The sequence below is a fragment of the Variovorax sp. Varisp41 genome, assembly GCF_047325085.1.
In the GTDB taxonomy this organism is placed as follows: Bacteria; Pseudomonadota; Gammaproteobacteria; order Burkholderiales; family Burkholderiaceae_C; genus Variovorax.
Genome location: NZ_CP168540.1, coordinates 975,791 through 999,793, shown reverse-complemented (window position 1 = coordinate 999,793; position 24,003 = coordinate 975,791). Strand labels below are relative to the sequence as shown.

The window sequence follows — 24,003 nt, the reverse complement described above, 5'->3', positions numbered from 1 at the left end:
GCCGCCCCAGCCGTGGATGATAACGTCAGGGCATGAGCGAATCCTCGGTTTCTCCCCTGAAAGACCGCCGCGCCTGGCTGCTGGCGGGCGCCGGCGCCCTGCTCGGGCTCGGCGGCTGCGGCGCGTTCCAGAACACCCAGCGCGCCGAGCCCTATGCCAACCAGGAGTGGCTGCAGTCCGGCGCCAACCGCATCGCCAACCTCTCGCTGCGCGACAACCTCGAATCGATACGGCGCGTGCAGACCACGCTCTACCGGCGCAATCCGCGCGAATGGCGCAAGTCGGCCGCCAGCATGGACGCCGCCAGCCAGCGCGCTTGGACCGCCGTGACGCAGGGGCCCGACCTGCCCGAGCTGCACGGCGCCACCGGCATCGAGGCGATCCGCCTGGCCTTCGACACCGGGCCGCAGGGTTACCAGGGCGACCGCGTGGCCGCGCTGGTGGTGGGCTGGGCCTCGATGCTCAAGCAGGCCAACGGCGACACCTGGGAGCAGTCCATGATCGACGGCGTCAACGCCGAGAACAGCTACCGGGCCGCGCGCAACTTCGAGATCTCGCTGTGGCTGATCGCCTCCAAGACCGGCCCCGACGGCCAGCCGCTGCTGCTGGCCACCGAGATCAGCGAACGCGGCCGCAATCTCGTGGCCGACCGCGAGCTGTCGAAGGTGGTTGCGCGGCTCGACCTGCTGGCGGCCCAGGCCGACGAGAAGTACCGGCGCGCGGCGCTCGATTTCGGACAGAACTGGGTGATGGGCGTGGTGATGCCCTTCTTCACGCTGGTGCCGCGCTGAATCCGGGCGGGCGGCACGCCGCCTTTGCCTCGGCCCCAGGAAGGCATCGGAAACATATTTCCGATTTTCGTATTTGCGGTAATATCTTTCCATGACCAAACAGGAACTGATCGCCGCGCTGATCGCCCGCCGCGAGGCCTCCGGCCTCACGGGCGCCGAGATCGCGCAGCGTTCGGGCCTGACCGAGCGCTCGGTGCGCAACGCGCTCGGACCGCAGGGCAATCCGCAGATGTCCTCGCTGCTCGCGCTGGTCGATGCGCTGGGGCTCGAGCTGCAGCTGGCGCCCAAGGGCTTCGGCGCCAGCGCCGCGCTCGACACCGATGCCGGTTACCGCCCCGTTCCCACGCGCGTGGGCACCGCGGTGGCCGCCATGGCACAGTCGCCCGCGCCGCCGCCCTACGCACCCGGCGCCCCGGCCCGCCGCGGCTCGCGCAGGCGCTCGCCATGAACGTCAAGATCCTCGAGATCGCGCTCGGCGCGCGCCGCTTCGGCAAGCTGTTCCAGTACGCCGACCTGTGCCGCTTCGTGGCCGAGCCCGAGATCGTCGCGGCGCCGCCGGCCGAGGTGCTGTCGTTGTCGATGGTGGCGAACGATGCCGCCTCGCAGGCCGCCCTCTGGAGCGACGTCAAGAATCCGCTGTTCAATGCGCAGGGCGGCCAGTTGCCGCGCTTCTTCCAGAACCTGCTGCCCGAAGGCGTGCTGCGCAGCCACATCGCCCAGTTGCGCGGCTGCCGCGAGAACGACCATTTCGAGCTGCTCGCGGCCTGCGGCGGCGACCTGCCGGGCGCGGTGAGCGCGCGCCCGGTGTCGGTGGACCGCGCCACCCTGCAGCGGCTCATCACGCAGGACCAGGACGCACTCGAGATGTCGGTGGTCGAGCTGCCGATGCCGCAGGGCATCTCGGTGTCGGGCGTGCAGCCCAAGCTGGGCCTGCGCCGCCAGGGCGGGCGCTACGTGGCGCGCACCCGCGCCGGCGCCAGCACGCGCGTGATCGCCAAGCTGCCCGTGGCCGGGCGGCCGCACATGCCGCAGCTGGAGATGCTCTCGCTGCAGATGGCGTCCGCCGCAGGCGTGGCGGTCTGCCATGCCGAACTCGCGCCGCTGTCCGCAATTTCGGCCGAGCACAGCTACGCCCTGCCCGACGAGCCCGAATTCCTTGCCGTCACGCGCTTCGACCGCGAAGGCGCGCGCCGCATCCACTTCGAGGACTTCGCGCAGGTGCTGGGCTTCGATCCGCTGCACAAGTACGGCGGCAGCTACCTCGACATGGCGCTCGCGATGCGGGCCTTTCCCTCGCTCGGCGAGGAGGCGGTGCTCGAGCTGGTGCGCCGGCTCGCGGTCAACGAGCTGCTCGGCAATCCCGATGCGCACCTGAAGAACTTCGGCGTGCTCTATCCCGATGGCGCGTCGCCGCGCTTCGCGCCGGCCTACGACATCGTGGCCTACGCGGCGCTGCAGGGCGTCGAGGGCCATGCGCTGCCGCTGCTGCCCGCGGCGGGCAAGGCAGCCCCGAAGCGCAGCAGCCTGTTCAGCCCGGCCAACGTGCGCGCCTTCTGCTTCTCGGCCGGCCTGCACGAGCCGCAGGTGCGCCGCGTGGTCGGCGACACCGCGCGCCGCGCGCGCGAGCAATGGCCCGCGATGATCGACGGCGCCACGTTGCCCGCACCCTGGAAGGCGCGACTGCGGCAGCGCCTGCAATCCCACCCCCTGCTGCAGGGCATGGCCCGGCGCGGCCAATAGACTCCCGGCCCGGCGGAGCCGGCATCGCGGCGAGGCCGGCGATACACACGCGCACAACTTTCCGCGATGATGCGTCCGCCCAGGTGACATAGTTCAACGCAACATGACGGGGATTGGCGCATGCGAGTCGGTATCGTGGTTCTGGAGTTGTTGATCGACGCGGGCGCGGCCTGCGCCGCCCTGGGCCTGCTCGGTGCCGGCAGCGCCGCCTTCACGGCCGCGAGGCGCCGCTTCATCGGCGGCGGCGACGGAGGCCTCGCCGCGCCCTCCCCGCACGGCCAGCCCCACGGCGGCGACAGCGGCCGTTCGGGCGATTCGTCCTCGTCCCGGGAACCCGCCCCCGGAAGCTGAGGCAAACTGTCGCCGGCTCCCTGAATCTTCCACATCTACCAGCGACACCATGAGCTCCATCAATTTCATCGGCGGCGAAAAAGGCGGGGTCGGCAAGTCGGTCACGGCACGGGTCCTGGCCCAGTACTTCATCGACCACAGCCGCTCCTTCACGGGCTTCGACACCGACCGTTCGCACAGCTCGTTCACCCGCTTCTACGAAGGCTTCGCCTCGCCCGTGGTGGTCGACAGCTTCGAAGGGCTCGACACGGTGGTCAACGGCTTCGAGACCCACCCGCAGCAGAGCGTGATCGTCGACCTCGCGGCACAGACGCTGGCACCGCTGGCGCGCTGGATCAAGGAATCCGACCTGTTCGACGTCTTCGCCGAGATCGGCGTGACCGTCAATTTCTGGCACGTGCTCGACGACGGCAAGGACTCCTCCGACCTGCTCGGCACGCTGGTCGATACCTTCGGCAACCGGCCCAACTACATCGTGGTGCAAAACTACGGCCGCGGCAGCGACTTCGGCACCCTGCTCGGCTCGCAGTCGATGTCCAAGGCCACCGCCAACGGCGCGCGCGTGATCGCGCTGCCGCGGCTGCACGAAGCCAGCATGCGCAAGATCGATGCGCAGAGCACCAGCTTCTGGAAGGCCGTGAACGACCGCGAAGGCCCGCACGCCCTGGGCCTGCTCGAAAGGCAGCGCGTGAAGTCCTGGCTCGCGACCGCGTACGCGGCCTTCGACACGCTGCCGCTCTAGATCATCCCGCCGTTCACGGAAATCACCTGCCCGGTGATGTAGCCGGCTTCGTCGCTCGCGAGGAAGGCTGCCAGCGCCGCCACCTCCTCGGGTTTGCCGGCGCGCTTGGCTGGCACCATCTGCTGGATCACCGCCGGGTCGAACACCGCGTCGGCCATCGGCGAGGCGATGATCCCGGGCGCGATCGCATTCACCGTCACGCCGCGCGAGGCCACCTCGAGCGACAGCGCCTTGGTCGCGCTGTTGAGCGCGCCCTTGGCCGCGGCGTAGTTCACCTGGCCCTTGTTGCCCACCAGCGCCGCCACCGACGAGATGTTGAGCACACGCCCCCAGCGGGTGCGCATCATCGGCAGCAAGAGCGGCTGGGTCACGCGGAAGAAGCCGTTGAGCGAGATGTCGATCACCTTGTGCCACTGCTCGGCGCGCATGCCCGGCAGCACCGCGTCGTCGTGCACGCCCGCGTTGTTGACGATCACCTGCACCGGCCCCGGCTCGAGCATGCGCGCGCAGGCAGCGGCGCAGGCCTCGTCGCTGCGCAGGTCGAAGACATGGCATTCGGCCTTGCCGCCGGCCGCGGCGATCTTCGCGGCCAGCTGCTCGACCGCTTCGGGCCGCGAGTTCGCATGCAGCAGCACGGTCGCGCCGTCGCGCGCGAAGCGCTCGGCCATGGCGGCACCGAGCGCGCCGCTGGCGCCCGTGATCAGGGCGCGTTTTCCTTGGAGGCTCATGATTCCTTCGGGGTGTCCAGGGCCAGCGGCGTGTTCAGCACCACCACCGCGCGGCCATCGGCCAGCGCACGGCCTTCGCCGTCCCTGAGCCAGAACTCGTACATCACCTGCCGGGCGTCGCCCGACAGCCGCCGCGCCTCGACCTGCAGGCGCCCCTCGATCTCGTCGAGCCGCGCCACCGTCGTGCGCACGCCGCGCGTGCTCGCGAGGAAGCCGGCCGAGGGCGTGGCGCCTTCGCTCGCCAGCAGCCCGCCATGCAGCGCCATCGCCTGCGCGGCGTACTCGATGGCATTCGGCGCCAGCAGCCCGCTGGCCGTGCGCAACGGGTTGTCGGCCTGGCGGTGGGTGGTGGTGCTGCAGCGGATCGTCTCCGCATCCCAGCCCTCGAGCCGTTCGAGCAGGCACATGCTGCCGCGGTGCGGAATGCGCTGCGCGATGCCGTCGCGCTCGAGCGTCTGCGGCACGAAGCTCATCGCGCGAGCTCCGGCACCAGATCGGCCACCAGCAGCACGTTGGCGAACGGCGTGCCTTCGCTCATCGGGATGCTCCGCACGCCGAAGCCCAGCCGCTCGAGCAGCGCCATCCATTCGGCCAGCGGACGGCCCCAGGTCGGCGACACCTTGTGGCCGCGCACCCGCGTCACGGTGCGGTCGACCCACTGGCTGATCGCGAAGCCGCGGCGGCTCGAGGCATCGCCCACGCGCAGCAGCAGCCGCGCCCGGGGACTGCCGCCGCGCTGCAAGGCGTCGCGCACGCGTCGCAGCACGCCTTCCTGCGCGGCATGGTCCACGTAGTGCAGCACGTCGAGGATCACGACCAGGTCGCAATCGGGCAGATCGGCCGCGCACATGTCGGCGCAGAGCAGCCGCGGCGCGGGCTCGAGATGGCCGATCGAGGCCTCGGCGCGCGCCACGTCCTTGGGCATCAGCTCGATGCCGGTGTATTCGGCGGCACTCGGCGTGGCGCCCCAGCCCGCGGGCCAGCGGCCCTGCTGCTGCATGCGGCTCATCGAGGCCAGCAGGCTCGCGAACAGGCCCTGGCCACAGCCGATGTCGACCACGCGGCGATGCCGCGCATCGATCAGCCCGCGTTCGAGCAGGCCGCGGAAGACCGGATCGCGCCCGAGCTTGCCGCGCGCGAAATGCCAGGCGAAGCTGCCGCCCTTCCTGTAGGGATCGGTGGCGGCCTCGTGCAGCTCGCGCCAGGCGCCGTCGGTCGAGAGCACGGTGCTCATTCCCGAAGCCCCTCGGGCAGGGTCACGGCGCGCAGTCCATCGGCGCGCAGGCGTTCGAGCAGCAAGGGCAGTACCTCCAGCAATACGGGTTCTCCACGGGCGGTGCGCGCGGCATTGCCGTCGTGCAGCAGCAGGATGTCGCCGGCCGCCAGGCCGCGCGTAAGGCGCGCCAGCACGCGCTGCGCATCGCCCTCGCGGGTATCGAAGCCGCGGCGGGTCCAGCTCACGAGCGACAGGCCGAGCCGGTGCAGCACCGGCTCCAGGAAGGGGTTGCGCAGCCCGGCCGGCGCGCGAAAGCAGCTCGGGCGCTGGCCCGTCACCTCGCCCAGGATCTGCTGCGCCCGCGCGATCTCGCTGGCGAAGCCGCGCGGGCCGAGGAAGGAAAAGTTGTGCCGGTGCCGCGCCGTGTGGTTCTGGATGCTGTGGCCGCGCGCCACGATCTCGCGCGCCAGCGCCGGCTGGGCCTGCACGCGCTCGGCGATGCAGAAGAAGGTGGCGCGCTGGCCATGGGCATCGAGCAGGTCGAGCACGCGCGGCGTCACCGCGGGCTCGGGGCCGTCGTCGATGGTGATCGCCACCTCGCGGCGCGCGATGGCGGCCGCGGGCAGCCGCGTGACGTTGGGGCCCAGCAGCCGGCTGCGCGGCGTGAGGCCGGCCGCGGTGATCAGCGCATGGTTGAGCACGATCGCGCCGAGGGCCCAGGGCCAGGCGCCCGGCACCAGCACGCCCGCGCCGACGGCGGCCGCGTGCCAGGCCGCGCTGGCGCGGATGGCGGGCGGCCAGGGCCAGGATTCGGGGGCGGCGGGTGCGGTCGACATGGCGCGGGATTGTGCGTCAGCCGCGCGCGCCGTCGCCCGAAGACCCCGCCTCGCCCACGGGTGGTGTCGCGGGTGGTGCCACGCGGCGCGCGAAGGCGGCCGACAGCAGCAGCGCCAGCAGCGCGCCCGGCGCCACCACGCGGCCGATCGAGGACAGCGCGGGAATGTCGGAGATCGCGATCAGGCCGAAGGAGACCACGGTCGTCAGGTTGGCGAGCATCAGAGAGGCCAGCGTGTCCTCGTCGGCCCGGCCCGTGGTGCGCAGCTGGTCGAAGAACAGCGCGTAGTTCGAGCCCACCGCCACGATCAGCAGCAGCCCCACCAGGTGCAGGATGCCGAGCGCCGCCTGCAGCACGGCCATGCCGCCGAGCGTGAGCATCACGGCGAACAGCAGCGGCTGGCACACCGCCAGCAGGCGCCGGCCCGAGCGCAGGTAGATGCCCAGCAGCACGACCACCGCCAGCGCGCCCAGCAGCACCTGCACGAAGGCCTCGTGCAGGTAGCGCTGGTAGAGGCCGCCGAGCTCGCGGCCCACGTCGACCACCTGCACCTCGGGCACGCCGGCGAGCGCGGCCTCGAGCTTCGCCTGCTCGAACTTCGGTCCCGGGTGCAGCGCGATCAGCGTCGACCAGCCGCCGCCCGGGCGCTCGTACATCAGCGAGCTGACCACCGCGCGCAGCGGGCCTTCGCGCAGTTCGTCGAGCTGCACCGGCTTGAGCTGGCGCGCGGCCTCGACATCGGCCACGAAGGGCGCGAGCCGGCTGGCCGGCAACGGCAGGCCCTGCGTGGCCTCGGCCAGGCGGGTGCGCAGCGTGTCGGCATCGGGCAGGCTCGCCAGGCGCGCCTGCTGGGCCGCGATGCTCGGCAGCACGCGCGTCACGGTCTCGAAGCCGCCGAGCTCGCCGCGGTCGACCAGCGCGCCGAGCTTCGCGCTCGCGGCCTCGTTGTTGCGCAACGCCGCCTGGGCGTCGACGCCGTTGGCCATCACGATGATGCCGCCGTCGCTGGTGCCGATGTCGTTGCGCAGCATCTCGTCGAGCTGCTGCTGCGCGCGCGGCACCGGGCTCATCGCGCTGAGGTCGGCGCGCCACAGGTGGCCGCCCTGCCACAGCACCAGCGCCGCCGCGGCCACGCCCAGCGCCGCCAGCGGCCAGCGCAGGCGCGGCAGGTTGCGCACCAGCAGGCCCGCGAAGCTCGCCATCTGGCGCCGCATGCCCATGCCGGTGGCACCGTCGGGCGCGAGCATCGGCAGCGCGTAGCGGGTGGCAACGGCGGCCGCGACCAGGCCCGCGATCGAGAACACGCCGAGCTGGGCCAGGCCCGGAAAGCCCGAGAACACCAGCGCCGCGAAGCCGCAGACCGAGGTCAGCAGCCCGATGCGCACCGTGGGCCAGTGCACCGTGCGCCAGCGCTGCCAGCCGGTGCCGGGCACGGCGGCGCCGCGCGCCTGGATCAGGTAGTAGATGGCGTAGTCGACGGTCTCGCCGATCAGCGTGCTGCCGAAGCCCAGCGTGAGCCCGTGCACCGAGCCGAAGACCCAGCTGACCGCCGCGGTGCCGATCACCACGCCGGTGGCCACCGGCAGGAAGGCGATCACCAGCGCGCGCGGCGAGGCGAAGGCCAGCAGCAGCAGCCCGCCCATGACGATGCCGCCGACGATCGCGAGATGGATCGCCTCGGTCTTGATCTTGTCGCGGCTGAGCACCGAGAACACCGGCGGGCCGGTCAGCAGCAGTTGCGGCCTGGCCTCGCCCAGGTCGCGCGTGGCCGCCTCGTGGGCCGCGTGCACGCGCGCGATCGCCACCGCCTGCGCGTCGAGGTCGCTGCCGGCGGCGCGCGTGGTCAGGATCATCAGCGCGCGCGGCGCGGTGCGCGACATCCACACGCCGCCTTCGCTGCGCGGCGCGCTGGCCGGCACCAGTTCCTCGGCGATGCGCGTGGTCTCGCCCGTGGGGTCGCGGTCGAGGAAGGGCTTGATCACGTTGCCGGCCGGCGTGCCGAGCATCGACAGCGTCTCGTTGATCGCGTCGCGCAAGCCCTCGACCGTGAAGCGCTCGGGCGCCACGCCCGGCGAGAGCTGGTAGCGGTGCTGGAACACCCAGGTGCCGGCCTCGGTCCAGTCGCCGGTGTCGCCGTTCTGGATCAGGTCGAACAGCTGGCTCTCGCGCATGTCCTTCGCCATCGCGCGCGACACCTGCGCCCGCGCCTCGGGCGTGCCGCCCTCGAGGCCCAGCATCAGGGTGCGCGAGGCCACGCCGCTTTGCAGCTGCTCGATCAGCACGCGCTGGCGCGCATCCGGGCTCTTGGGCAGGAAGGCCGACAGGTCGGCGTTGAACTGGGTGCGCGAGATCTCGAGCACGCCGGCCAGCAGCAGCGCCACCCAGACCAGCAGCACGACCGCGCGGCGCTGCCAGCTCGGCGGCCCCTGCGGCGCGGTCGCGCTCACGGCGTGGTACGCCCGGCCGGCGCGGCCGGTGCGGGCCGGGCCGCGGGACGGTCGGGCACGATGTTCATCACCGAGCGGTCGCCGCCGACGAACTCCATCTCGAGCCCGAGCACGTCGCTCGCGCGCCCGCTGATGCGCATGCTGCGCACCTGGGCCGCGAGCCGGCTGTCGATCGGCGTCAGGTCGAGCGCCCATTGATTGGCCGAGCCGGTCACGGTGCTGCGGAAATAGCGCTGCAGCGTGGTGCCGTCGCCGCTGAGCGTGCCGCGCATGGCTTCGACCAGGCCCAGCAGCTCGGGCATGCTGTCGAGCGCCAGCGTGCGGTTGCGGCCGCCGCGCGACAGGGTCAGCGTGTTGCCCTCGACCGCCATGGTCTCGACGCGCGGCGACAGCGTGCGGCGCACCAGCTTGTCGGGCGCGTCGAAGCTCAAGGTGCCGCGCGCATCGAGCGGGCCTTCGAGGCCGTGCACGAAGCGCTGCTCGGTGAAGCGGGCCTCGCCGCTCTTCTGCCTGGCCAACAGGCCCATCAATTCGTTGAGGTCGAAGGCCCAGGCCGGTGCGGCGCCGAAGGCCAGCACGAGCAGCAGGGCCTGGAAGAACCGTTCAAGCCGCCGCGGGCGCATCTGCATCTTCGAGCCAGAAATCATGGAAATTGAACCAGTTGTAGGGGTAGGCGCGGCACAGCGCCTCCAGGCGCGCCACATAGGCTTCGACCGCGGCGCGGATCAGCCGTTCGCGCTCGGCGGCATCGGCCGGGCGCTGGCCGAAGTCGGCCAGGCGTTCGAAGCGGACATCGTAGCGCGCACCGCCGCGGTAGACCCCGGCCATGAAGAACACCGGCCGCCGCAGCAGCGCCGCGAGCCGGAACGGCCCGTCGTTGAAGCTGGCGGGCCGGCCCAGAAACGGCAGCACGATGTTGTTGCCGCGCTGCTGCGCGGGCTGTTCCTCGCTGCCGGGCAGCGTGCGGTCGGCCAGCATGCCGCCCATGCCGCCGCCGTCGAGCCAGTCGCGCAGCGCGAGCATCGAGTGCGGCCGGCCCAGCGCGATCACGTGCGGCCGCGCCTCGGGCAGGCTGATCGCGTTGAGGATGGCGGTGATGCGCTGCGCGTTGTCCGGGTACATCAGCATCGCGAGGCGCATGCGCGCCTGGTCGGGCTGCTGGCGCTTGCAGGCACCCATGGCCTCGAAGCTGCCCACGTGCGCGCCGAGCAGGAAGGCGCCGCGCCCCTCGAGCGCCGCTGTCTCGAGCTCGACCTGGCCGTCCATGCGGAAGTCGAACAGGTCCATGCGCCCGCGCAGGAAATACACCCGGTCGAGCACGGTCGAGGCGAAGGCATGCAGCAGCTTGAAGCCGTCGACCCAGCCGGCCTGCGGGCCGATGGCGCGGAACAGGTAGCGCTTGATGTGGCGCCGCGGCGTGGGCGCGAACAGCAGGAAATAGAGTGCGATCGGCGGCAGCAGGAGCCGCGTGATGCGGCGGCCGAAGAAGATCGCCATGAAGCAGATGAAGCGCAGCGCGAGCATGTTGCTGCGCTCGGGGGCGCGCGTCCAGTCGGCCGCGTCGGCGGTGGCGCCGCCCGCGGGGGGCGCGGTCCGGGCGGCGGCGTTCACCGCGCGGGTCTCGGCCTCGGTGTGCTTCATCGCGGCGACTCTGCCACGGGGGTCCAGCGGCCGGTGACGGCCACCACGCCGTCGCAGCGCACGTCGAAGCGCACACCGCCACCGGCGGCCTCGGGGTTCAGCTCGATCGCCAGCACCGCACCCGGGCGCACCGGCGCCAGGAACTTGGCCGCGGCCAGCGTGGGGTTGGGGCCGAGCCGGGCCAGCAGCGCCGGCACGCGGCGGATCGCCTCCTGCACCTCGGCCAGCACCAGCGCGCCGGGCAGCAGCGGCTGGCCCGGAAAGTGGCCCGCGAACGCGGGATGGTCGACCGGCACCGTGTGCACGAGCCGCACCGGCGTGCCGTCCTCGGCCAGTTGCGCCAGCGCGAACTCGCGCAGCGCGCGCACCGTGAGCTTGCCCGTGCCCTCGCGCGGAAAACTCTTCACGTGCACCACGCGCCGCGGCACGAAGACCGGCTCCAGCCGTTGCCGCAGCGCGCCGACGATGGCCGCCGCCGTGAGCTCGGGCGCCACCACGAAGGCGATCGGCCGCACCACGCCGTCGGCCACCTCGTCGGGCAGCCAGAAGGCGCCGTCGTCCACGCCGGGAATGCTGTTGAGGTGGTAGTTGAGGTGGGCCAGCGAACTGCGCCGGCCGGCCACGTGGATCAGGTCGTTGGCGCGGCCGAACAGCCGGAAGCGGCGTTCGTCGAGCAGCTCGAGCACGTCGGCCATCGGCGTCGGCTCGGGCAGGAAGTCGCCGCTGAAGATGAAGCGCTCGTTGCCGTCCTCGCCGCCCGGCTCGGCATGCACGCGGATCTGGCCGAAAGTCTCCCAGACCTCGGTCTCGGTGGTGCGGCGCATCGCGACCTGGCCCGATTCGGTGCTGCCGTAGATCTCGAGCAGCACGCCGTGCAGCGCCTGTTCGGCCTGGGCGGCCAGCTGCGGCGACAGCGGCGCGGTGGCCGAGAGGATCAGGTCGACCTCGGGCAGCGCGATGCCCGACAGCAGCAGCGTCTTGAGGTGGAACGGCGTGGTCACCAGCGCGCGCGGCCGCGGCACCGAGGCCAGCGCCTGCGCCACGTCGGCCGGGAAGAAGGGCCTGCCGCTGTCGAAGGCGGCGCCGCCGAGCATGGCCAGCAGCACCGAGGATTCGAGCCCGTAGCTGTGCTGCACCGGCACCGTGGCAACCAGCGTCAGGCCCGCGAGCGAAGGAAGATCGAGCACGCGGCACAGGCGCTCCACCGCCACCGCCACGTCGCCCGTGAGCGTGCGCCAGGTCTTGGCATGCGGCTGGGGCGCGCCGGTGGAGCCCGAGGTCAGCAGGCTGGCCGCGTGGCGTTCGGCGTCGATCATCGGCACGGCGGCCGGGTCGCCCGCCTCGGCGGGCGCCGGGCCGGCGCTTTTCTCGATCACCAGCCGCGTCATGCCGGGCGTCTGCAGCGCCGGGTCGTCGACCAGCGCGAACAGCCCCTCGCCATGCGATTCGCGCAGCCGCGACAGGGTGTCGGCGCGCGCGTCGGGCGGCAGCAGGCTGGCATGGCCGCGCACCAGGGCCGCGGCCATGCCGACGATGAAGTCGTAGCGGTCGGAGCAGAGATTGACCGCGGCGCCGTGGGCCGGCAGCTGCGGCGCGAGGCGGGCCACGTCGGCCAGGAAGCGGCGCGTGCTCAGCGGCACGCCGGCGCGCCAGGCGAGCGGCGCATCGGGATCGCGCTCGGCGAGCAGCGGCAGCAGGCCAGGATTCGGTGTCACGCGGTGCCTTTTCCTCTTTCGTGTCGGTCCGCCGGGCCGGCGGGGCTCAGCGCGGGCGGCCGCCGGCGCCGCTGTCGGCCGACGAGTTGCCGTAGAAGGCGCGCACCGCATCGACCATGCGGGTGCGCTCGAACTCGGGGTGCAGCCGGTAGCGCAGCAGGTGTTCGCCGACGAACAGCAGCGCCACGCTGGCGGGCGTCAGCACGTTGGCCAGCAGCGACCAGGCCGAGAACGACAGCGTGAGGTAGACCACGATCGACGAGAGCACCACCAGCGCGAAATAAGCGGTCCAGATGCGCGTGAGCTGCGTCGTGTAGGCCCGCATCGCGCCGCGCAACGGATGCACGCGCTGCGCGAACTGGGTGATCAGCGGCACGCTGTCGCCGCGCAGCGTGGAGCCGAACCAGCCGCACAGCAAGGCATTGATGGCCACGTGCTGGAACACGTAGAGCCGGTTGGTGTCGCCCGCTTCGCCGCTGAGCACCAGCGCGAAGCCGGCCAGGCCCAGCGCGACCACCGCGGCGAAGCCCCAGCGGCCGAAGCGGCTGGCGGCGAAGCCCATGGCGGCGAGCCACAGCGGCCCGAGCAGCACGACCACCGCCCACGGCTCGGTGGCGTGGAACAGCATCATCCAGTGGGAAGCACCGGCATAGGCCACCCCCACCAGCAGCAGGAGCGCCAGGCGCCAACGTGACATGGGATTCAGGCCGCGCGGTTCTGGGCGACGTGGGCCGCGAGCGTGCGCAACGACTGGAAGATCTGCTGGTTGCGTTCGTCGTCCGAACGCAGCTGGAAGCCGTAGCGGCGCGAGACTTCGAGCGCGACCTCCAGGATGTCGATCGAGTCGAGGCCGAGGCCTTCGCCGTACAGCGGCTCGGTCGGGACGATGTCGGCCGGTGCCACCTCGAGATTGAGGGCGTTCACCAGCAGCACGGCCAGTTCCTGCTCGATCGGCGACTGTTCGGCATCGCCATCGGCGGGAATGGGGGGCTGAGCAGTCGAAGACAAGAAAAACCTCCAGAAACTTTTTGCCGCGGGGGCGCGTGGGCCGTGGATTATAGGAGGGCAGCTTGATTAGACTGGCCGCCCCGACACGACCCGGAACCGTCCATGGCCGACCCTCTTCTGATCGCCCGCCACGACAGCGTGGAATGCACCCTCCTCCCGGCCCTCGCCAACCGCCACGGCCTCATCACCGGCGCCACCGGCACCGGCAAGACGGTCACGCTGCAGACCATGGCCGAAAAGCTGTCGGCCATCGGCGTGCCGGTGTTCATGGCCGACGTCAAGGGCGACCTGACCGGCATCAGCCAGCAAGGCGCCATCGGCGAGAAGATGGCCGCCACCCTCAAGGAGCGCGGCATCGAGTTGCCCGAGCCGCTGGGCTGCCCCGTCACGCTGTGGGACGTGTTCGGCGAGCAGGGCCACCCGGTGCGCGCCACCATCTCCGACATGGGGCCGCTGCTGCTGGGGCGCATGCTCGACCTCAACGAAACCCAGGCCGGCGTGCTGAACCTGGTGTTCAAGATCGCCGACGACAACGGCCTGCTGCTGCTCGACCTCAAGGACCTGCGCGCCATGCTGCAGTACGTGGGCGAGAACGCGAGCCAGTTCACCACCCAGTACGGCAACATCAGCGCCGCCAGCGTGGGCGCGATCCAGCGCGGCCTGCTGCAGATCGAGACCCAGGGCGGCGACAGGTTCTTCGGCGAGCCGATGCTCAACATCGCCGACTTCATGCAGACCGTGGGCGGCAAGGGCGTGGTCAACATCCTCGCGGCCGACAAGCTCATGAATTCGCCGCGCCTCTATGCCACCTTCCTGCTGTGGATGCTGTCGGAGCTGTTCGAGCAGTTGCCCGAGATCGGCGACCCCGACCAGCCCAAGCTGGCCTTCTTCTTCGACGAGGCCCACCTGCTGTTCAACGAGGCGCCCAAGGCGCTGGTCGAGCGCATCGAGCTCGTGGTGCGGCTGGTGCGCTCCAAGGGCGTGGGCGTCTATTTCGTGACCCAGAACCCGCTCGACATTCCCGATTCGGTGCTGGCCCAACTCGGCAACCGCGTGCAGCATGCGCTGCGTGCCTTCACGCCGCGCGACCAGAAGGCGGTGAAGGCCACCGCCACCACGATGCGGCAGAAGCCCGGCCTCGACATCGAGAAGGCCATCACCGAGCTCGCGGTCGGCGAGGCGCTCGTGAGCTTCCTCGACGACAAGGGCCGCCCGAGCGTGACCGAGCGCGTCTACGTGCTGCCGCCCGGCAGCCAGATCGGCCCGATCACGGCCGCGCAGCGCCAGGCGCTCTTGGCCAACTCGCTGGTGGCGGGCGTCTACGAGAAGGCGGTCGACCGCGAATCGGCCTACGAGAAGCTCAAGGGCCGCGCCGAGACCGCGCCCGATGCCCCCGCGGCGGGCAAGACGGCGCCCGGCAAGCCGGCCGAAGAGGGTTCGGGCGCCGGCGGCATGCTCAACGACCTGCTGTTCGGCCACACCGGCCCGCGCGGCGCCAAGCACGACGGCCTGGTGCAGACCATGGCCAAGTCGGCGGTGCGCACCATGGGCACCTCGGTCGGCAAGGAGATCCTGCGCGGCGTGCTCGGCGGCATCTTCGGCTCGAAGAAGCGCTGAACCGGGCGGCAACGCACCCATGTCCTCGGGCAAGACACCGGCCAGGGACATCGCGGCGTTCTGGGAGCGCTGCATCTGGCCGCGCGTGCTCACGCAATGCGAGCGCGAGACCGCCTACAAGGCGCTCTACACGCGCGAGCACGGCCAGGGCGAGTTCGTCTGCCAGCGCAACGAGATCGCCGACAGCTGGATCGGCGTGATCGAGGGCTTCCTGCGCGTGCAGGACACCTCGGCCGACGGCAAGCCCGTGATGTTCACGGGCGTGGCCGCGGGCGGCTGGATCGGCGAGGGCTCGCTGCTGAAGGTCGAGCAGCGCAAGTACGAGATCGCCGCCACCCGCCCCACCGTCACCCTGCACCTGCCGCGCGACACCTTCACCTGGCTGCTCGACAGGAGCGTGCCGTTCAACCACTTCATGCTGTCGCACCTGAACGAGCGGCTCAGCCAGTTCATCGCCACGGTCAAGTTCGACCGCCTGCTCGAGCCCACGGGCCGCGTCGCGCGCGGCATCGCGAGCCTGTTCCACCCGGTGCTCTATCCCAACACCGGTGCCACCCTGCAGATCAGCCAGGAGGAGATCGGCTGGATGGTCGGCGTGTCGCGCCAACGCGTGAACGTGGCGCTGCACGAGCTCGAGGCCGCGCAGCTCATCAAGACCGGCTACGGCTGCATCAACGTGCTCGACCGGCAGCGGCTGTCGCGCTATCCGGCCAACCAGCCCGCCTGAGACGCCCGCGTCCTCAGAGCGGCGTCGACACCGGCGCGGCCGGCAGGTCCTGCCCGCCCGGGCCGCCGCGGAAGCTGGTCGGCGTCCACGGCACCTGGCCCACGCCCGGCTTGCGCCAGTCGCACACGCCATCGGTGAACACGGCCTTCAACCGGTTCTGCTGGGCGCCCGTGAAGACGGCGCCGGCATAGTCCGCCGAGGCGAAGTCCAGCGGCTTGAGCTGGCACTTGAACACGTCCTCCGACAGCGGCCCGCCCGAGACGATGCGCACCGACTCGTAGGGCTTGACCGGGCAGGCGGCGCTCTCGAAGCCCACGTCCACCAGTTCGGCCTCGGTGTTGCCCGCGCCCGCGATGCAGAAGTCGACCGCGTCGGCGGGCTTGTTCTTCACCACCTTGCGCTCCTTCGTGTCGCCCGACTTGTCGCGCTCGATCGCGCTGAGCCAGCGGTCCATCATCAGGAAGGTCTGGCGGAACATCGCGGGCCCGGTGTAGGCGCCACTGGCGCGCACCACGTGGTTGTCGTGCTGGCCGTTGGCCGCGTCGAGCCGCGCGCGCTGCTGCCAGGTGCGCCAGGTCATGTGGATGTCCACGCCGAGCTGCGGCCGCAGGTCGATGATCGGCACCTGCGCGAGGTTGCGCCCGACGCTCACCAGGCCGCTGCGGTAGAGCGCGCTCATCGAAGAGGGCAGCGCGCGGGCGCGCGGCGCCGGCACCGCGACGCGGTCGCCCGACCACACCATGTCGGCATCCCAGCTGCCCACGCCCTCATTGAGCGCCACGAACTGCTCGGGCGTGATGGCGCCGGCGCGCAGCGCCTTGAGCCCGTACTGCACGCCCGCGTTGTCGTACGGCAGGTTCGGCTTCACGTTGCGGTCGACGTCGACCACCGTGCCGAGGACCGGCGTCATCACGTCGTGGATCGAGCAGCGCACGCCGGTGGGCCGCAGCGCCGGGTCGTAGACCACCGCGTCGGGGAAGCCCGGGCCGCAATTGGCGGCCAGCACCGGGTTCTGCGGCGCGAGGAAGGAATAGACCCAGGTGGTGCAGTGGTCGGCGCTCGGATGGCCCTCGATCGCGGCGCGCTGCGCGGGCGTCAGGCCCGTGCCCGCGGCGGTCATGTAGTAGCGCCAGAGGATGCCGCAGTCGCGCGTCTCGATCCAGGTCGTGACCGCGTCGGGATAGCTCACCCCGGTCTGCAGCCCGTCGAGCAGGCCCGGCATCACCGAGGCCGGCACCGTCTGCATCATCGAGCCGCCCGAGCCGCCGTCGGCCATGGTGAAGCGGATCTCGCCGTAGGTGTCGATCACGTGTTCCTTCACCATCATGATGTTCTCGGTCGCGAGGAACTCGTTGTTGTTGTCGTTGTGGTTGGTGAGCTGCGAGTTGACCGTCATGTAGCCCGCGCGCAGCGCGTTGTCGTCGAAGATCGCGAGGCCCGGGTTCTGCTGGAAGCGGTTGCCCGAGGCCGAGGCGCCCATCTTCCACAGCACCTTGCCGTTCCAGCCCTTCTGCGGCGCCCAGGGGGTCCACGGCCTGGCCGGATCGAAGAACACCGCCACCTGGTACATGCTGCGGCCCATGGTGCCGAGCTCCACCCGCAGCAGGCTCTTCACCGTGTCGCCGCGGTCGTTGGTGAAATCGGCGATCTCGGCATCGGCGGGCCGCTTCGCCGGGTCGTATTCGACGAAGCAGGGGTTGGCGCCGACCGGCGCGTAGCCGCAGTCGGTGCCCTGCTTCGCCTTGGGCTGGTAGTAGTGGGTGAACCGGGTGGGCGCGTTGCAGTCGGCATCGACCGGATCGGCGTCGAGGCCGCTGACCTGCGTGATGACCGTGGCCGACAACCCCGTGCCCGCGGGATTCACCAGTGCCGCGCTCGGCGCCCTGGTGGCGCACACCCAGGGCTGGATCGGCACGCCCGCGAAGATGTTGCCGGCGCGGCCGAAGTTCGTGAGCGCGAGCCGCGCGCCCTTCTTCGCCGTCTTCAAGGTGGCCGTGAGCAGGTTGCGGCCTTCGCGCAAGCCCGACACCGTGCCCAGCACGCGGCCGTTGGGGCGCAGCGCGAAGGCCGCGCCAAGGTCGCGCCCGTCGAGGTCGACCGCCAGGTCGAGCGCATCGGCGCCCTTGGGCAGCACGATCTCCACGTAGGCGTCGCCGTCGCTGAGCATGTCGGCGCGGTTCGACAGCGTGCGTATCTCGAGCTCGCCCGTCACTGGCGGCGAGGTGGGCGGCGGACTGGTCGGAGGAAGGATCGGCAACGCCACGCCGCCGCCCCCGCTGCCGCCGCAGCTCGCGAGGGTGACGACCACGCACAGGCCCAGGACCCGCAGTCCCGCTCTGAGGATGTCTCGCATCGATGTCTCCTTTGTTGTGAGGAAAAACGCGACGCGATTGCAATCCTTTCGCTCTTTTCGAACTGTTCAGCGAACGACATTTCGCCGCCGTGCAGGGTTTGTCCCAGTGAGGCGTACGAGCGCTCGCAGGCGCTGCCCGAGCCGGTCCCTACCAGCGCAGCAGCCGCGGCCCCAGCAAGGCACCCACCAGCACCGGCACCGCGATCCCGCTCACGTACCAGACCGCGATGAACGGCGCGGTGAGCTCGGGGCAATGCAGCGCATAGACGGCCGCGCCCACGCCGCCGGCCAGCGCGCCGGCCGCCGCGCCTGCGAGCGCGGGCCGGGTCGGCGCGAGGCTGCGCAGCGCGGCCATCGCGCCCGCGAAGACCGGCAGCGCCATCAGGGCGATGCTGGCCGTGCAGACGCGCCACGTCTGCCCCATCAGCGAGGGCATGCGCGCCTCCTGGGGGGCATCGATCCAGGCCACCACGGCCAGCATCCAGATCGCCAGCACCGGCAGAGCGGCACCGATCCAGGCCCGGCGCACCGGCACGCCCGGGCGCGCGAGCCGCTGCGCCATCACGAAGGCCGCGCCCGCGATCGCCAGCGGGAACAGCAGCTTGACCCAGAACATCGGCCAGAACAGCACCGCCAGCAGGTCGCGCCGCGGCCCGTAGCCGACGAACATGATCGCGAGCGACAGCGGCACGCCGACGGCCAGGGCCAGCCAGAGCCGCCGGCTCGCCGCGCGGCGCGGCGCGGCCACCGGGCCGGCAGCCAGCAGCGCGACGAGGTCGTCGGTCTTCACGCCGCGCCTCCGAAACGCGCCGCCAGCGCCTTGAGCCCGCGGTGGATGCCCACCTTGACCGCCGACTCGGACATGCCGGTGAGGCTCGCGGTCTCGGCCACCGACAGGCCCTCGATCTTCACGTGCACGATCGGCAGGCGCTGGCGCTCGGGCAGGGTCTGGAGCAGGCCGCCGAGGTCGCGGCGCGCGTCGCTGGCCTCGATCTCGGAGGCGGCGAACAGGCCCTGCTCGTCGTCCAGCGGATCCTGCAGCACCTCGCGCGAGGACTTGGCGCGCAGCAGGTCGATCATCTTGTAGCGCGCGATCGCATGCACCCAGGCCGTCAGCGGCTGGTCGCTCTGGTAGGTATGGCGCTGGTTGTGCATGGCGAGCAGGCATTCCTGAACGAGGTCTTCCACATCATCGGGCCAGCCGAACAACCGCCGGCCCAGGAAAGCGCGCAGGTGCGCGCTGAGTCGCTGCAGGAAGTCGCGGTACGCCTTCGCGTCGCCGTCGAGGCCGCGAAGGAAGAGACCGCGCAGCACCGCCTCGGCGTCGCTCGCATGCATCCTGCTGCCTTCGTTGTTTCGTGCCATCGCACCGGCAGGTTACAGCCGCGCCGAAAAAGTTCCGCCGGATGCCACCACGCCACCATGCGGCCGCAAGGGCCCGCGCGGTGCCGGGCCTTGATCCCGAGACACCGCCCGCTGCACTAAGCTGCCCCGCCAACCCCTCGAGGAGTGCTCATGTCGTCCGGCATCGCCCCGGTGTTCAAAGGACTCGTCTCGCATCCCTGGGCCTACCCGGCGCTGGAGGCGGTGCACATCGTCGGCATCGCGATGCTGTTCGGCGGCCTGCTGGTGTTCGAGCTGCGCGCGCTGGGCCTGGGCCGCGACCTGCCCGCGGCCCGGCTCGCGCGCCTCACGCTGGGGCCCGCGCTGGCGGGCTTCGGCCTGTGCGCCGCCACCGGCCTGGCCATGTTCGCGGGCCAGCCCGGAGAGCTGCTCGCCAATCCGGCCTTCCGCCTCAAGCTGCTGCTGATCGCGCTGGCCGGCGCGAACGCGGCGCTGTTCCATGCGCGCGGCGGCTCCGCCCTGCTCGACGGGCCCGCCGCAAAGACCGGACGGCTGCAGTGCCTGTTGTCGCTGGCCTTCTGGCTCGCTGTCATCATCTGCGGGCGCTGGATCGCCTATGCCTGAGCCGGCCCCGGCCCGCTCCCACCCATCCTCCGAGGAGACCGCCATGCCGCTGCCAAGACGCACCTTCGTCGCCAGTTCGCTGGGCCTCGGCCTGGGCCTCGCGCTACCGGCGCGCGCGCACCATGGCTGGAGCAGTTTCGACCAGGAGCGCCCGCTCTACCTCGAGGGCCGCGCCACCCGCGTGATGTGGCGCAACCCGCACGGCGAGCTCGAACTCGAACTGCCCGAGAAACCCGTGCTGCCGGCCGACCTGAAGCAGCGCGCACTGCCGAAGCAGAGCGCCTCGGTCGACGGGCCCTCGCTGCTCGCCAAGGCCCGGCTGCCGACGCGGCGCGACCGCAAGTGGCTGGTCGAGCTCGCGCCGCTCACGCGGCTGTCGGCCTGGGGCGTGGAGGAGATCAAGACCGGCACGCAACTCGGCGTGCTGGGCTTCACCTTCACCGGCGAGAAAGGCGATGCGGTGCTGCGCGCCGAGTACCTGTTCGTCGACGGCAAGGTCTACGGGCTGCGCTCCTCGCCGGCCTGAGCTTCTTCGCCGCGATCCGTCTCGCGCCCTCGGCCGCGCCACGCACGCGGCGTTGTCCGTCGTTCCCCGGCTTGCAAGCCATGCGGTCGATCGGTACATTGCATTTTTTGAGGGCCATTCATGTCCGTCGACAGCACTGCGATCCCTTCGTCCTCCGCCTCCCCCGTTCCCCCCGCCGCGCCGGTGCCACCGGCACCCACGGCCGCCCCGCACCCCGGCCAGACCCTCGTCCCCCCCCCCACCGGCCACAAACCGCTGACCTCGCACAGCGGCGGCTTCGGCGCGCTGCCGATCCGCTGGGGCGCGGCCACCGCCACCGAGCGCGGGCCGATCGTCGGCACCACCACCAAGCGCGCGCACCGCAACGTCATCGGCACGCACAGCGGCTCGTACAGCGTGTACCGCGCCCTCGCGGTGGCCGCGGGCGCGCTCAAGCGCGAGCACAAGGCCGACCTCACGAACACCGCGCCCACCGACATCATCGGCCCCTATCCGCAGTGGAGCGAACCCGGGCGCATCGTCTCGCTCGACCCCTGGGGCGCGCTGGTGGCCGATGCCTTCAGGAGCGAGCTCGCGGCCGGCTACGACATCCGCCCGACCATCGCCATCACCAAGGCGCACGTGATCCTGCCCGAGGTGATCGAGGCGCTGCAGAAGGGCCGGCTCAAGGCCGACGGCCACTTCCTCACGGCCGGCGGCGCCGCGATGGTGACCAAGGCCGCGATCGAGCCGGTCTGGTACCTGCCCGAGGTGGCGCGGCGCTTCGGCTGTTCCGAAACCGACCTTCGCCGCGTGCTGTTCGAGGAAACCGGCGGCATGTACCCCGAGCTGGTCACGCGCTCCGACCTCGAGGTGTTCCTGCCGCCGATCGGCGGGCAGACGCTCTACATCTTCGGCAACCCGCGCGACCTCGCCAATCCCGAGGTCGAGCTCACGGCGCGCATCCACGACGAGTGCAACGGCTCCGACGTGTTCGGCTCCGACATCTGCACCTGCCGGCCCTATCTCACGCACGCCATCGAGGAATGCATCCAGGGCGCGCAGCGCGGCGGCGTCGGCCTCATCGCCTACTCGCGCAAAGAGGGCCGCGCGCTCGGCGAGGTCACCAAGTTCCTGGTCTACAACGCGCGCAAGCGCCAGGTCGGCGGCGACACCGCCGACCAGTACTTCGCGCGCACCGAATGCGTGGCCGGCGTGCAGGACATGCGCTTCCAGGAGCTGATGCCCGACGTCTTCCACTGGCTGGGCATCCGAAAGATCCATCGGCTGGTGTCGATGAGCAACATGAAGTTCGACGCCATCGTCGGCTCGGGCATCGAGATCGGCGAACGCGTGAACATTCCCGACGAACTGATCCCCGCCGACGCGCGCGTCGAGATGGACGCCAAGATGGCCGCCGGCTATTTCACGCCGGGACCGGTGCCGGACGCGGAGGAACTCAAGAAGGCCAAGGGCCGGGGACTGAACGAATGACGAGCAGCAACAACGATTTTCGCGACCACCTTCCCGTCGACGGCTCGGGCAGCCTGCGGCCCGGCGACGAGGGCCGGGTCGATCCCGCGACCGAGTTCGCGGTCGATGCCGGCCATCCCGCGGGCGCCGCGCGCCTGCTGCGCAGCACCGCCGAAGTGCGCCGCCGCGCCGCCGGCCTGCTGGCGCGCGCACGCCACGGCGAATCGCGCTGGTTCCGCATCGGCGACGACAACGCGCTCGAGGACGCCGCGCGCACCGTGGCCGAGGTCACGCGCGAGCGCTATCCCTGGGACACCATCCCCTATCACAGCCGCTGGCGCCACTTCGAGGCCGGCGGCGTCGACCGCCGGGCCCAGCTCGACGAGCTGCTCGGCGAGGCCGATGCGCGGCAGCGCGCGCGCGCCCACATCGACCTGGTGCTGGTCAGCGTGCTGCTCGATGCCGGCGCCGGCCCCGACTGGCACTACACCGAACCGGCCAGCGGCGAGCGCTTCACGCGCTCCGAGGGCCTGGGCGTGGCGAGCTTCCACGCCTTCACCAGCGGCCTGTTCTCCTCCGACCCCGAGCGCCCGCTGCAGGCCGATGCCGCCGGGCTGCGCGGCCTGGTCACCGACCGGCTCGGCGCCGCCTTCCAGGTCAGCGAGGTCAATCCGCTGGTCGGCCTCGCGGGCCGCGCCACGCTGCTGCGCCGGCTCGGCGAGGCGCTGGCCGAGCAGCCCGAGGTGTTCGGCGAGGACGGCCGGCCCGGCAACCTGTTCGACGCGCTGGTCGGCCCCTTCGGCCCGGCCGCGCCGCCCACCGCCGAGATCGGCGCGCACGCGATCCTGTCGCTGCTGCTCGACTCGCTGTCGCGCATCTGGCCCTCGGCCAATGCGGTCGACAGCATCGCGGCCGACGGCAGCGACAACCCCGGCGGCATCGGCTCGGGCGATCCCGCGCTGGCGCTCGGCGACTGCTGGCGCCACAGCGCGGTGCCGGGCCCGGGCCTCACCAACGGCTGGATGCCCTTCCACAAGCTCTCGCAGTGGCTGACCTATTCGCTGCTCGAGCCCTTCGAGTGGGCCGGCGTGAAGGTGCGCCACCTCGAGGCCCTGACCGCGCTGCCCGAATACCGCAACGGCGGCCTGCTGATCGACAGCGGCGTGATCGTGCCCAAGGACGCGGCGCTGCTCGAACGGCGCTGGAAGGCCGGCGACGAGTTCATCGTCGAGTGGCGCGCGCTCACCGTGGCCCTGCTCGACGAACTGGCGCCGCGCGTGCGCAAGGTGCTCGGCCGCACCGAGGAGCAGCTGCCGCTGGCCTGCGTGCTCGAGGGCGGCACCTGGGCCGCGGGCCGGGCACTGGCACAGCGCTTGCGTGACGGTGCGCCACCGCTGCAGATCGAGAGCGACGGCACCGTGTTCTAGTTCGCCAGTCTCTTAGACTTCCGGGTTTCGCCAAGCAGAACGAATCGAAGAATTCCAATGAGCAACGTCCACCTCCTCGACCATCCCCTCGTCCAGCACAAGCTCACGCTGATGCGCCGCAAGGACGCGTCCACCAACAGCTTCCGCCGGCTCCTCAACGAGATCAGCATGCTCATGGCCTACGAGGTCACGCGCGACATGCCGATGCAGGACGTCGAGGTCGAGACGCCGCTCGAGACCATGCAGGCCAAGGTCATCGACGGCAAGAAGCTGGTGCTGGTGTCGATCCTGCGCGCGGGCACCGGCATCCTGGACGGCATGCTCACCGTGGTGCCCGGCGCGCGCGTCGGCCACATCGGCCTGTACCGCGACCCGAAGACGCTGACCGCGGTCGAGTACTACTTCAAGATGCCCGGCGAAATGGAGAACCGCGACGTGATCGTGGTCGACCCGATGCTGGCCACCGGCAACTCGGCGGTGGCGGCGGTCGAGCGGCTCAAGGAGCTCAATCCCAAGTCGATCAAGTTCGTCTGCCTGCTGACCTGCCCCGAGGGCGTGGCAACGATGCAAAAGGCGCACCCCGACGTGCCGATCTACACCGCAGCGATCGACCGCGAACTGAACGACCACGGGTACATCCTCCCTGGCCTCGGCGACGCCGGCGACCGGATCTTCGGCACCAAGTAAACGCGACAAGAAGAGAAGCGGCCCGGTTCCTG

General features: G+C 71.3%; 25 protein-coding genes. 12 read left to right on the top strand and 13 right to left on the bottom strand.

Features of this window, described 5'->3' with window-relative positions; translation table 11 throughout:
* Positions 1 to 32: 32 nt before the first annotated feature.
* The 5 genes from ACEN9J_RS04710 to ACEN9J_RS04690 all read left to right on the top strand — a co-directional run bounded on the left by ACEN9J_RS04710 (position 33) and on the right by ACEN9J_RS04690 (position 3,624).
* A complete protein-coding gene (locus tag ACEN9J_RS04710; protein WP_057596210.1) occupies positions 33 to 791 on the top strand; it encodes a hypothetical protein in 759 nt (252 codons plus the stop codon).
* Positions 792 to 882: 91 nt separating this feature from the next.
* Complete coding sequence (locus ACEN9J_RS04705) at positions 883 to 1,239, top strand: helix-turn-helix domain-containing protein (protein WP_261205628.1); 357 nt, start codon at positions 883 to 885, stop codon at positions 1,237 to 1,239.
* Positions 1,236 to 2,531, top strand: coding sequence for a type II toxin-antitoxin system HipA family toxin (locus ACEN9J_RS04700; protein WP_413763460.1), 1,296 nt, complete (start codon positions 1,236 to 1,238; stop codon positions 2,529 to 2,531). The genes ACEN9J_RS04705 and ACEN9J_RS04700 overlap by 4 nt, the downstream gene beginning before the upstream one ends.
* A gap of 120 nt (positions 2,532 to 2,651) precedes the next feature.
* Complete coding sequence (locus tag ACEN9J_RS04695; protein ID WP_413763459.1) at positions 2,652 to 2,882, top strand: hypothetical protein; 231 nt, start codon at positions 2,652 to 2,654, stop codon at positions 2,880 to 2,882.
* A 49-nt stretch (positions 2,883 to 2,931) separates the two neighbouring features.
* Positions 2,932 to 3,624, top strand: coding sequence for a hypothetical protein (locus tag ACEN9J_RS04690; protein ID WP_057596214.1), 693 nt, complete (start codon positions 2,932 to 2,934; stop codon positions 3,622 to 3,624).
* On the opposite strand, the gene fabG is transcribed toward ACEN9J_RS04690, so the two are convergent.
* From fabG to ACEN9J_RS04640, 10 genes are read right to left on the bottom strand one after another with little or no spacing between them, the layout of a single operon-like run.
* Entirely contained in the window at positions 3,621 to 4,352 is a 732-nt protein-coding gene (gene fabG / locus ACEN9J_RS04685) for a 3-oxoacyl-ACP reductase FabG (RefSeq protein WP_413763458.1), read from the bottom strand. The two genes, ACEN9J_RS04690 and fabG, sit on opposite strands and share 4 nt — an antisense overlap.
* Positions 4,349 to 4,825, bottom strand: a complete 477-nt coding sequence (locus ACEN9J_RS04680) for a hydroxymyristoyl-ACP dehydratase (protein WP_296733483.1) — start codon at positions 4,823 to 4,825, stop codon at positions 4,349 to 4,351. The genes fabG and ACEN9J_RS04680 overlap by 4 nt, the downstream gene beginning before the upstream one ends.
* A complete protein-coding gene (locus ACEN9J_RS04675; protein WP_261205623.1) occupies positions 4,822 to 5,586 on the bottom strand; it encodes a class I SAM-dependent methyltransferase in 765 nt (254 codons plus the stop codon). The genes ACEN9J_RS04680 and ACEN9J_RS04675 overlap by 4 nt, the downstream gene beginning before the upstream one ends.
* The gene (locus ACEN9J_RS04670; RefSeq protein ID WP_413763457.1) at positions 5,583 to 6,404 is read right to left on the bottom strand and encodes a polysaccharide deacetylase family protein; all 822 of its coding nucleotides are present in this window, start codon (positions 6,402 to 6,404) and stop codon (positions 5,583 to 5,585) included. Before ACEN9J_RS04670 ends, ACEN9J_RS04675 begins: the two co-directional genes overlap by 4 nt.
* 16 nt (positions 6,405 to 6,420) lie before the next feature.
* The gene (locus ACEN9J_RS04665) at positions 6,421 to 8,850 is read right to left on the bottom strand and encodes an MMPL family transporter (RefSeq protein ID WP_413763456.1); all 2,430 of its coding nucleotides are present in this window, start codon (positions 8,848 to 8,850) and stop codon (positions 6,421 to 6,423) included.
* Complete coding sequence (locus ACEN9J_RS04660) at positions 8,847 to 9,497, bottom strand: LolA-related protein (protein ID WP_413763455.1); 651 nt, start codon at positions 9,495 to 9,497, stop codon at positions 8,847 to 8,849. The genes ACEN9J_RS04665 and ACEN9J_RS04660 overlap by 4 nt, the downstream gene beginning before the upstream one ends.
* On the bottom strand, positions 9,454 to 10,491 hold the full coding sequence (locus tag ACEN9J_RS04655) for an acyl-CoA synthetase (RefSeq protein ID WP_413763454.1): 1,038 nt from the start codon (positions 10,489 to 10,491) through the stop codon (positions 9,454 to 9,456). Before ACEN9J_RS04655 ends, ACEN9J_RS04660 begins: the two co-directional genes overlap by 44 nt.
* The gene (locus tag ACEN9J_RS04650; RefSeq protein ID WP_413763453.1) at positions 10,488 to 12,206 is read right to left on the bottom strand and encodes an AMP-binding protein; all 1,719 of its coding nucleotides are present in this window, start codon (positions 12,204 to 12,206) and stop codon (positions 10,488 to 10,490) included. The genes ACEN9J_RS04655 and ACEN9J_RS04650 overlap by 4 nt, the downstream gene beginning before the upstream one ends.
* Positions 12,207 to 12,252: 46 nt before the next feature.
* Positions 12,253 to 12,903, bottom strand: coding sequence for a hypothetical protein (locus ACEN9J_RS04645; protein WP_413763452.1), 651 nt, complete (start codon positions 12,901 to 12,903; stop codon positions 12,253 to 12,255).
* Positions 12,904 to 12,908: 5 nt separating this feature from the next.
* Positions 12,909 to 13,214 carry a phosphopantetheine-binding protein gene (locus ACEN9J_RS04640; protein WP_057596224.1) on the bottom strand — a complete coding sequence of 102 codons (306 nt, stop codon included), beginning with the start codon at positions 13,212 to 13,214 and terminating at the stop codon, positions 12,909 to 12,911.
* A 102-nt stretch (positions 13,215 to 13,316) separates the two neighbouring features.
* On the opposite strand from ACEN9J_RS04640, the gene ACEN9J_RS04635 reads away from it, so the two are divergent.
* The gene (locus ACEN9J_RS04635; RefSeq protein WP_057596225.1) at positions 13,317 to 14,831 is read left to right on the top strand and encodes a helicase HerA-like domain-containing protein; all 1,515 of its coding nucleotides are present in this window, start codon (positions 13,317 to 13,319) and stop codon (positions 14,829 to 14,831) included.
* Positions 14,832 to 14,850: 19 nt separating this feature from the next.
* A complete protein-coding gene (locus tag ACEN9J_RS04630; RefSeq protein ID WP_413763451.1) occupies positions 14,851 to 15,558 on the top strand; it encodes a Crp/Fnr family transcriptional regulator in 708 nt (235 codons plus the stop codon).
* Between the two features lie 13 nt (positions 15,559 to 15,571).
* Here ACEN9J_RS04630 and ACEN9J_RS04625 read toward each other — a convergent pair whose 3' ends face one another.
* The 3 genes from ACEN9J_RS04625 to ACEN9J_RS04615 form a co-directional block, all read right to left on the bottom strand.
* Positions 15,572 to 17,911: a DUF6351 family protein gene (locus tag ACEN9J_RS04625; protein ID WP_413763450.1), complete on the bottom strand. Its 2,340-nt coding sequence runs from the start codon at positions 17,909 to 17,911 to the stop codon at positions 15,572 to 15,574.
* A gap of 148 nt (positions 17,912 to 18,059) precedes the next feature.
* Positions 18,060 to 18,701: a DUF1109 domain-containing protein gene (locus tag ACEN9J_RS04620; RefSeq protein WP_057596228.1), complete on the bottom strand. Its 642-nt coding sequence runs from the start codon at positions 18,699 to 18,701 to the stop codon at positions 18,060 to 18,062.
* Positions 18,698 to 19,276 (bottom strand): sigma-70 family RNA polymerase sigma factor, encoded by a 579-nt coding sequence (locus ACEN9J_RS04615; RefSeq protein WP_057596229.1) that lies wholly within the window; start codon positions 19,274 to 19,276, stop codon positions 18,698 to 18,700. Before ACEN9J_RS04615 ends, ACEN9J_RS04620 begins: the two co-directional genes overlap by 4 nt.
* 171 nt (positions 19,277 to 19,447) lie before the next feature.
* Between ACEN9J_RS04615 and ACEN9J_RS04610 the strand changes: the two genes are divergently transcribed.
* The 5 genes from ACEN9J_RS04610 to upp all read left to right on the top strand — a co-directional run bounded on the left by ACEN9J_RS04610 (position 19,448) and on the right by upp (position 23,971).
* Positions 19,448 to 19,879 (top strand): hypothetical protein, encoded by a 432-nt coding sequence (locus tag ACEN9J_RS04610; protein ID WP_261205962.1) that lies wholly within the window; start codon positions 19,448 to 19,450, stop codon positions 19,877 to 19,879.
* 43 nt (positions 19,880 to 19,922) lie between these two features.
* A complete protein-coding gene (locus ACEN9J_RS04605; RefSeq protein WP_413763449.1) occupies positions 19,923 to 20,405 on the top strand; it encodes a DUF6152 family protein in 483 nt (160 codons plus the stop codon).
* 120 nt (positions 20,406 to 20,525) lie between these two features.
* Positions 20,526 to 21,878 (top strand): GTP cyclohydrolase II, encoded by a 1,353-nt coding sequence (locus ACEN9J_RS04600; protein WP_413763448.1) that lies wholly within the window; start codon positions 20,526 to 20,528, stop codon positions 21,876 to 21,878.
* On the top strand, positions 21,875 to 23,284 hold the full coding sequence (locus ACEN9J_RS04595; RefSeq protein ID WP_261205608.1) for a URC4/urg3 family protein: 1,410 nt from the start codon (positions 21,875 to 21,877) through the stop codon (positions 23,282 to 23,284). The genes ACEN9J_RS04600 and ACEN9J_RS04595 overlap by 4 nt, the downstream gene beginning before the upstream one ends.
* 57 nt (positions 23,285 to 23,341) lie before the next feature.
* Positions 23,342 to 23,971 (top strand): uracil phosphoribosyltransferase, encoded by a 630-nt coding sequence (gene upp / locus ACEN9J_RS04590; RefSeq protein ID WP_057594816.1) that lies wholly within the window; start codon positions 23,342 to 23,344, stop codon positions 23,969 to 23,971.
* The last annotated feature ends 32 nt before the right edge of the window (positions 23,972 to 24,003 follow it).

Bases quoted from the DNA above. Each gene is read 5' to 3' on its own strand.
- ACEN9J_RS04690 (WP_057596214.1), top strand. From the start codon at position 2,932: ATGAGCTCCATCAATTTCATCGGCGGCGAAAAAGGCGGGGTCGGCAAG.
- ACEN9J_RS04625 (WP_413763450.1), bottom strand. From the start codon at position 17,911: ATGCGAGACATCCTCAGAGCGGGACTGCGGGTCCTGGGCCTGTGCGTG.
- ACEN9J_RS04615 (WP_057596229.1), bottom strand. From the start codon at position 19,276: ATGGCACGAAACAACGAAGGCAGCAGGATGCATGCGAGCGACGCCGAG.
- ACEN9J_RS04670 (WP_413763457.1), bottom strand. From the start codon at position 6,404: ATGTCGACCGCACCCGCCGCCCCCGAATCCTGGCCCTGGCCGCCCGCC.
- fabG (WP_413763458.1), bottom strand. From the start codon at position 4,352: ATGAGCCTCCAAGGAAAACGCGCCCTGATCACGGGCGCCAGCGGCGCG.
- ACEN9J_RS04695 (WP_413763459.1), top strand. From the start codon at position 2,652: ATGCGAGTCGGTATCGTGGTTCTGGAGTTGTTGATCGACGCGGGCGCG.
- ACEN9J_RS04700 (WP_413763460.1), top strand. From the start codon at position 1,236: ATGAACGTCAAGATCCTCGAGATCGCGCTCGGCGCGCGCCGCTTCGGC.
- ACEN9J_RS04660 (WP_413763455.1), bottom strand. From the start codon at position 9,497: ATGATTTCTGGCTCGAAGATGCAGATGCGCCCGCGGCGGCTTGAACGG.
- ACEN9J_RS04680 (WP_296733483.1), bottom strand. From the start codon at position 4,825: ATGAGCTTCGTGCCGCAGACGCTCGAGCGCGACGGCATCGCGCAGCGC.
- ACEN9J_RS04645 (WP_413763452.1), bottom strand. From the start codon at position 12,903: ATGTCACGTTGGCGCCTGGCGCTCCTGCTGCTGGTGGGGGTGGCCTAT.
- ACEN9J_RS04675 (WP_261205623.1), bottom strand. From the start codon at position 5,586: ATGAGCACCGTGCTCTCGACCGACGGCGCCTGGCGCGAGCTGCACGAG.
- ACEN9J_RS04600 (WP_413763448.1), top strand. From the start codon at position 20,526: ATGTCCGTCGACAGCACTGCGATCCCTTCGTCCTCCGCCTCCCCCGTT.
- ACEN9J_RS04605 (WP_413763449.1), top strand. From the start codon at position 19,923: ATGCCGCTGCCAAGACGCACCTTCGTCGCCAGTTCGCTGGGCCTCGGC.
- ACEN9J_RS04710 (WP_057596210.1), top strand. From the start codon at position 33: ATGAGCGAATCCTCGGTTTCTCCCCTGAAAGACCGCCGCGCCTGGCTG.
- ACEN9J_RS04655 (WP_413763454.1), bottom strand. From the start codon at position 10,491: ATGAAGCACACCGAGGCCGAGACCCGCGCGGTGAACGCCGCCGCCCGG.
- ACEN9J_RS04705 (WP_261205628.1), top strand. From the start codon at position 883: ATGACCAAACAGGAACTGATCGCCGCGCTGATCGCCCGCCGCGAGGCC.
- ACEN9J_RS04635 (WP_057596225.1), top strand. From the start codon at position 13,317: ATGGCCGACCCTCTTCTGATCGCCCGCCACGACAGCGTGGAATGCACC.
- ACEN9J_RS04630 (WP_413763451.1), top strand. From the start codon at position 14,851: ATGTCCTCGGGCAAGACACCGGCCAGGGACATCGCGGCGTTCTGGGAG.
- ACEN9J_RS04595 (WP_261205608.1), top strand. From the start codon at position 21,875: ATGACGAGCAGCAACAACGATTTTCGCGACCACCTTCCCGTCGACGGC.
- upp (WP_057594816.1), top strand. From the start codon at position 23,342: ATGAGCAACGTCCACCTCCTCGACCATCCCCTCGTCCAGCACAAGCTC.